8 protein-coding genes are annotated in these 6,300 nt (G+C 63.7%); 1 reads left to right on the forward strand and 7 read right to left on the reverse strand.

The features are described from left to right. From ABSG20_RS26690 to ABSG20_RS26715, 6 genes are all read right to left on the reverse strand, one after another. The coding region (locus tag ABSG20_RS26690; RefSeq protein WP_423867481.1) for a CobW family GTP-binding protein at positions 1 to 707 on the reverse strand (707 nt) is incomplete at its 3' end. 34 nt (positions 708 to 741) lie between these two features. Beyond that, positions 742 to 1,629 carry a metal ABC transporter substrate-binding protein gene (locus tag ABSG20_RS26695; protein ID WP_423867482.1) on the reverse strand — a complete coding sequence of 296 codons (888 nt, stop codon included), beginning with the start codon at positions 1,627 to 1,629 and terminating at the stop codon, positions 742 to 744. 12 nt (positions 1,630 to 1,641) lie between these two features. Next, positions 1,642 to 2,511, reverse strand: coding sequence for a metal ABC transporter permease (locus ABSG20_RS26700; RefSeq protein ID WP_423867488.1), 870 nt, complete (start codon positions 2,509 to 2,511; stop codon positions 1,642 to 1,644). 5 nt (positions 2,512 to 2,516) lie between these two features. Beyond that, a complete protein-coding gene (locus tag ABSG20_RS26705; RefSeq protein WP_423867483.1) occupies positions 2,517 to 3,275 on the reverse strand; it encodes a metal ABC transporter ATP-binding protein in 759 nt (252 codons plus the stop codon). Positions 3,276 to 3,277: 2 nt separating this feature from the next. After that, entirely contained in the window at positions 3,278 to 3,469 is a 192-nt protein-coding gene (locus ABSG20_RS26710; RefSeq protein WP_423867484.1) for a hypothetical protein, read from the reverse strand. A 208-nt stretch (positions 3,470 to 3,677) separates the two neighbouring features. Continuing rightward, positions 3,678 to 4,277 (reverse strand): superoxide dismutase, encoded by a 600-nt coding sequence (locus tag ABSG20_RS26715; protein ID WP_423867485.1) that lies wholly within the window; start codon positions 4,275 to 4,277, stop codon positions 3,678 to 3,680. A 282-nt stretch (positions 4,278 to 4,559) separates the two neighbouring features. Here ABSG20_RS26715 and ABSG20_RS26720 point away from each other — a divergent pair, with 282 nt between their 5' ends. Continuing rightward, positions 4,560 to 5,015 carry a DUF2147 domain-containing protein gene (locus ABSG20_RS26720; protein ID WP_423867486.1) on the forward strand — a complete coding sequence of 152 codons (456 nt, stop codon included), beginning with the start codon at positions 4,560 to 4,562 and terminating at the stop codon, positions 5,013 to 5,015. A 25-nt stretch (positions 5,016 to 5,040) separates the two neighbouring features. Here the strand turns inward: ABSG20_RS26720 and ABSG20_RS26725 are convergent, their stop codons facing one another. After that, on the reverse strand, positions 5,041 to 6,195 hold the full coding sequence (locus ABSG20_RS26725) for a DUF3095 domain-containing protein (protein ID WP_423867487.1): 1,155 nt from the start codon (positions 6,193 to 6,195) through the stop codon (positions 5,041 to 5,043). Between the last annotated feature and the right edge of the window lie 105 nt (positions 6,196 to 6,300).

The raw sequence follows: 6,300 nt of genomic DNA on the forward strand, positions 1-6,300 counted from the left end.
TGATCGTGGCCGTGGTGGTGGTCGTGATCATGGTGGTCGTGACCATCACCGGCATCGAGAAATTCCGGTTCGATCTCCAGGATGCGCTCGAGATCGAACGCGCCGCGCTCCAGCACGTCCGTCAGCGCAACCTGGCAGCGCTCGGTGCGATGCAGCTTGGCATAGGGGTTGATGGCGCGTATCCGCGCCTCGACTTCAGCCAGTTCAGCCTTGGAAACGAGATCAGTCTTGTTGAGCACGATGACGTCGGCGAACGCGATCTGGTTCTTGGCTTCGGGCGCGTCCTTGAGCCGGTCGTTCAGCCATTTCGCATCGGCCACCGTCACCACCGCATCGAGCCGCGCGTTCTTCTGGACATCCTCGTCGACGAAGAAGGTCTGCGCCACCGGCGCCGGATCGGCCAAACCGGTGGTCTCGACGATAATGGCATCGAACTTGCCCTTGCGCTTCATCAGGCCATCGAGGATGCGCACGAGATCGCCGCGCACGGTGCAGCAGACGCAGCCATTGTTCATCTCGAAGACTTCTTCGTCGGCGCCGATGATCAGATCGTTGTCGATGCCGATCTCGCCGAATTCATTGACGATGACAGCGTATTTCTTGCCGTGGTTTTCCGACAGGATGCGGTTGAGCAGCGTGGTCTTGCCGGCGCCGAGATAGCCGGTCAGCACGGTCACGGGAATCTTTCGGGACGTCAATTCGGGCATACCAACTCCGCAAGCGGTATTTACCGGCGCGCCCCTAATTGGCGAGCGCGCGGCTCAAGGTTCTTATATTGTGCCTGACCATGTCAATGTAAGTGGGGGCGTCGCCGTTTTCAGCCGTCAGGCTGTCGGAATAGAGCGTGCCGCCGATGCGGGTGCCGGTCTCCGCCGCTATCCGCCGGATCAGCCTGGGATCGCTGATATTTTCAAGAAACACCGCCGGGATTTTCAAGCTTTTGATCTGGCTGATGATGGCGGCGATGTCACGCGCGCTGGCTTCCGATTCGGTGGAAACGCCCAGAGGCGCGATGAATTCGATACCGTAGGCCAAGGCAAGATAGCCGAACGCATCATGGGTGGAGATGACCTTGCGGCGGCCGTCCGGAATCTTCGCCACCGCTTCCCGCACCTCTCGGTCGAGCCCATCGAGTTCTTTCAGGTAGCTTTGCGCGTTGGCGCGAAACACTGCGGCGTCCGCGGGGTCGGCGGCCATCAGCGCGTCGCGGATATTGGCAACATAGATCTTCGCGTTCAAGACCGATTGCCAGGCATGCGGATCGGGCGCGGCGTCGATCTTGATGGGCGCGATGCCCAGGGTCGCGGTCACGATGGTGGCCTTGCTGCCTGCGGATTGCACCAGCCGCGGCAGCCAGCCCTCGAGGCCAAGGCCGTTGATCACCAGCAGTTTGGCATCCGCGACCTTCTTCGCATCCATCGGCGCCGGCGTATAGACGTGCACGTCGCCATTGGGACCGACCAGGGTGGTGACGCCGACGCGCTCGCCGCCGACATTTCTGACGAAATCGCCGAGGATGGAGAAGCTCGCGACGACATTGATGCGATCCTGCAAGCGATCCTGTGCGCGCAGCGGGGAGGCGGACGCCACAACCAGCAGGCCGACAAGCCAGGGGCAAAAACGTCGCATCGCGGCTTGCCGTCAGGCTTCGAGGTGGCGGCCGGGAAACAGCTGCCTGAACAGGCCGCCGACGCTGCCGAACAACACCGATCCCACATAGAGCGCCGCCGCCACCAGAATGATCGCGGGGCCCGACGGCACCCTGCTTTGAAACGACAGCACCAGTCCGGCATAGCCGGAAACCACCGCGCTTGCGACCGCGATGCAGATCATGCCGGTGATGTCGCGCGACCAGAACCGCGCAATGCCGGCGGGCAGAATCATCAACCCTACCGCCAGCAGGGTGCCGAGCGCCTGAAAGCCATTGACGAGGTTGATGACAACGAGCGCGAGAAAGGCGAGGTGCGCCGGCGCGCCGGCGCGGCTGACGGTGCGCAGGAACATCGGATCGACGCTCTCGATCACCAGCGGACGAAAGATCACCGCCAGCGCCACGAGCGTGATCGTGGCGTTGACCGCAATGACCAGAAGGGTCGGGTCGTCCATCGCCAGGATGTTGCCGAACAGCACGTGCAAGAGATCGATATTGGTGCCCTTGATGGAAACAATCGTGACGCCCAGGGCCAGCGACACCAGATAGAAGGTGGCGAGCGAAGCGTCTTCCTTCAACCCGGTCGCGCGCGCCACCGCGCCTGCAAGGATGGCGACGGTAAAGCCCGCGATCAAACCGCCCGTCGTCATCGCAAACAAATTGAGGCCCGACAGCAGAAAGCCGATCGCCGCCCCGGGCAGGATGGCATGCGCCATGGCGTCGCCGACCAGGCTCATTCGCCGCAGCATCAGAAACACTCCGATCGGCGCGCCGCCCAGCGCCAGCGCGATCACCGCCGCCAGCGCCCGGCGCATGAACTCGAATTCGCTAAAGGGCGCGATCAGCGCGTCATATATCATCATGGTCAGGCCGCCTGCGACGGCAATTCGTCCGCGGCGCAAGCCCGCGCGCCGTCGTCGAAGGCCTCGCACATCCGCCGCGCTTCCGTCAGATTTTCCGCCGTCAACACGTCAGCGGTCAGGCCCCACGCTACCTTGCCCCGCGCCAGCAGCAGGGTTTCGGGAAAATGGCCGCGCACCAGCTCCAGGTCATGCAGCGCCGCCAGCACCGTGCGGCGCTCGGCGTGCCAGCGCCGCACCAACGCCAGCAGGTCGGCCGAGGTTTTGGCATCGATGGCGTTGAAGGGCTCGTCCAGCACGATCAGCCGCGCGTCCTGCAACAACACCCGCGCAAACAGCATGCGCTGCATCTGCCCACCGGACAGCGTGCCGATAGGACGATTCTCGAACCCGTTGAGGCCGACGGCGGCGAGCGCGTGCGCAATCTTCTCGCGCGCGGATTTGCCCATGCCGCCGAAGAAACCGGTCAAACGCCACAGTCCAGTGCCGACGAAATCAAATACCGAGATCGGAAAGCTGCGGTCGATGTCCGCCGTCTGCGGCAGATAGGCGATATCCCGGATGTCGAGACCGCCGGTCCGGATCGTGCCTGCGAGCGGCCTGAGGATGCCGACGATGCCGCGAAACAGCGTCGATTTGCCGGCGCCGTTGGGCCCGACGATCGCCAGCAGCGCGCCCGGGGCGACTTCGCCGGAGAGATGATGCACCGCCGGATGCCGGTCGTAGCCCAGCGTGACATCCCGAAATTCCAGTTCCGCGGTCATGCTCACCTCATCGCCATCCACACCACGCCCCACAGGGCGGCGCTGACCGCGAGCGCCGCGCCAAGCCGGGAGACCACGTTCATGCGCAGGATCGACCAGGGCGCGGCTTGCGCCGGATGCGGGGAAGCCTGTCCATGGTTGTGATGGACGTGCCCATGCTCATGCCGGTGACCGCTGGGATCCGAGGGAACCATCAAAAACCGTTATATTATAACATAACGCCTGTCCACCAAGGCCCTGACAGATGGTTCAATCGTGAGCTTTTGCCCGCCGGCTACTGGCGGTGCCGCTGGTTTTGTGCCGGAACCGCGCGGGACCGGCAAGGGCCGTCAAATGCCCCCAAGCAAACCAAAGGGCGGCAGCTGACCGCTGCCGCCCGAAGGATTCGTCGGCCGATCGGCGTCAGGCGGCCTTCGAGAACAGCTGGTGGACATACTCCCAGTTCACCAGATGATCGATAAAGGCCTTCAGATAATCCGGGCGGCGGTTGCGATAATCGATGTAATAGGAATGCTCCCAGACGTCGACGCCAAGGATCGGTGTGGCGCCATGCACCAGCGGGTTTTCGCCATTGGGCGTCTTGGAGATTTCCAGCTTGCCGTTCTTCACCGACAGCCAAGCCCAGCCCGAACCGAACTGGCCGACGCCGGCGGCGGCGAAATCGGTCTTGAATTTTTCGAAGCCGCCGAGGTCCTCGGTGATTTTCTGTTCGAGCCGGCCCGGCAACTTGCTGCCGCCGCCATTGGGCTTCATCCAGTTCCAGAAATGCAGATGGTTGTAGTGCTGGCCGGCATTATTGAATAGCGGCGCATTCTTGCCGAACGAGCCCTTGACGATCTCCTCGAGGGACTTGCCCTCGAACTCGGTGCCTTTCAGCAAATTATTGCCGTTGGTCACGTAGGCCTGATGATGCTTGTCGTGGTGATATTCCAGCGTTTCCTTGGACATATGGGGCGCAAGGGCGTCATAGGCATAGGGAAGGTCGGGAAGCGTGAAGGTCATGGGGTGATGTCCGCAATAATGGGAGACGTGGCTTAACGGAACCCCTTATAGAAGGTTCCAGCGTTCTTAAACACCGCAATCTGGCAGAACGCCGGTGCTCAAGCGGCGGACTGACGTTCACATCCGCGTATGAGGAGGTTCGACGCGCGCGAGGGGAAGGGCTCGACCTCTGCGGCCTCGCTTGGTGACCAGGACGCGCTGCTGCATCCGCAAGAGCGGCGATATGACATTTGCGAAAACAGAATTTGTTGTTAAGCAGGCCTGCTTTTCCGGGAGGGGTCGATGGCTTGCAGGTTCAGCTTCATGATTGCCATTGTGATTGCCATTCTCGCGACATCGCTTGGCGCCATGCCGGCGCGAGCGCAGGCGGGTGGCGATCCCAGCGTGGTGTGGCTGACGCAGGCGGGCGACGCCCAGGTGCGTGTCAGCAAATGCGGCGGAGGACTTTGCGGAGTCGTGGTCTGGCTCCGGGATCCGACCGATCCCGCCACCGGCAAACCTCAGGTCGACGACAAGAATCCCAATCCGGCGGTGGCAAAACGCCCGATCATCGGGCTGCCGCTGTTCAGCGGCATGCGCGCTGCCGGGCCGAACAAATGGTCGGGGCCGATCTACAATGCCGATGACGGCAACAGCTATGCCAGCAGCATTTCGGTGGCGGGTCCGGACACGCTGAAGGTCGAAGGCTGCGTCGGCACGCTGTGCGGCGGCGAAACCTGGAGCCGGACCACGCGCTGAAGTTCGGTTTCGGCGACCAGGCAACTCACGCCGGCATAGCCTTCAGCGCGGTCGCCGCCGAGGCATAGCCGCCGCGCGCGCCGTCGATGAAATGCACGTGATCACTGCGTAGCGCCGACGGCGTAAAGCAGGTCATCATCGCAGCGTCCTGCCGGTGCAGGCCATAGCGTACGATGCCGGCCGATGCCGCCTCGGCGAGGCGCTGCGCCAGCGCGCGCTCCAGCTCCGCCGTGCAATCGAGGATCATGCGCAAGCCGTCGTCGTATTTGCGGAAGTCGGAATTCTCCACCACCTGCTGCACGTACGCCTGCGGCACGAATCCGCCGACACTGATGCCGAAGCGCATGATGAAATAGGCAAACAGGGTGTGCACCATCACTTGCGCGCGCCGCTTCAACAGCGATCCGCCGCGCCGGGCGCGTGCCTCCAGATCGGCACCGGCGGGCGGCCATCGCAGCGGCGGACCGCCCGGTGGCACCGGCCGCCCTGCCTGCGGCGTGCGTTCGACCAGCGCGATGATTTCTTCGATCAGCTTGCGGAAGACCGCGGGATCAGCGCCCGGCGCCGGCATCACCAGCACCGAGAGGATGACACCGCGTGTCGAGGGGATTTCCTCGAACCGGCACGACAGTCCGGAGAGATCGGGCTGCGTCCCCGGCGGCGCTTTTGCCACCGCGAACTCGCCACGTTTCATCGCGGCTTCCGCCCAGCCGAGGCCGCCGCCGGAGAACATCGCATAGGACAGATTGGGCGACGGCCCGAACCGGGCGACGCGGACATCGAGACTCTGGGCCCGCGGCGCGGTGACCGGCACCAGCGCCACCCGCATCACCAGATTGAGGCTCTCCTCGACCCAGATGGCGGTGGCCGCCAGGGCCTCGCGGGCGCGCGCGAGATCATCCGGCGCCACCGCGAAGCTCGCACCATCGCCGCCGAACACGAACGGAAACTCGCGGCCCTCCAGCGCATTGGCGACTGCCGCGATCACGGAAGCGCCGGCCATGTTGACCGACTTGTAGCGCGCTTGAGCGATCGCCTTGGTCGACTCCACGATATCGGCGACCCCGATAGTCCAATCCTCCGGCAGCGGCGAATACAGCGCCGGGTCCATCAGGCTCGCAAAGCCGCGAAAGACCGGGATGCTGCCGTAGAATTTATCGCTGCCGCCGGGCGTGGTCATGGGTCGGAAAGGGTCCGGTTATTGCAATCTGAAATAAATACGGCCGGGTTTCAGAATAGGGTTCACCGCCGATAGCCGCCTGTGACGCCCGGGCTATGCAGCCGG

Origin of the sequence: Bradyrhizobium sp. (genome assembly GCF_049512235.1) — a bacterium.
Taxonomy (GTDB): Bacteria; Pseudomonadota; Alphaproteobacteria; order Rhizobiales; family Xanthobacteraceae; genus Bradyrhizobium.

Coding starts and splice junctions, on each gene's coding strand:
- ABSG20_RS26705 (WP_423867483.1), bottom strand. CDS start 3,275: ATGACCGCGGAACTGGAATTTCGGGATGTCACGCTGGGCTACGACCGG.
- ABSG20_RS26725 (WP_423867487.1), bottom strand. CDS start 6,195: ATGACCACGCCCGGCGGCAGCGATAAATTCTACGGCAGCATCCCGGTC.
- ABSG20_RS26695 (WP_423867482.1), bottom strand. CDS start 1,629: ATGCGACGTTTTTGCCCCTGGCTTGTCGGCCTGCTGGTTGTGGCGTCC.
- ABSG20_RS26720 (WP_423867486.1), top strand. CDS start 4,560: ATGGCTTGCAGGTTCAGCTTCATGATTGCCATTGTGATTGCCATTCTC.
- ABSG20_RS26715 (WP_423867485.1), bottom strand. CDS start 4,277: ATGACCTTCACGCTTCCCGACCTTCCCTATGCCTATGACGCCCTTGCG.
- ABSG20_RS26710 (WP_423867484.1), bottom strand. CDS start 3,469: ATGGTTCCCTCGGATCCCAGCGGTCACCGGCATGAGCATGGGCACGTC.
- ABSG20_RS26700 (WP_423867488.1), bottom strand. CDS start 2,511: ATGATATATGACGCGCTGATCGCGCCCTTTAGCGAATTCGAGTTCATG.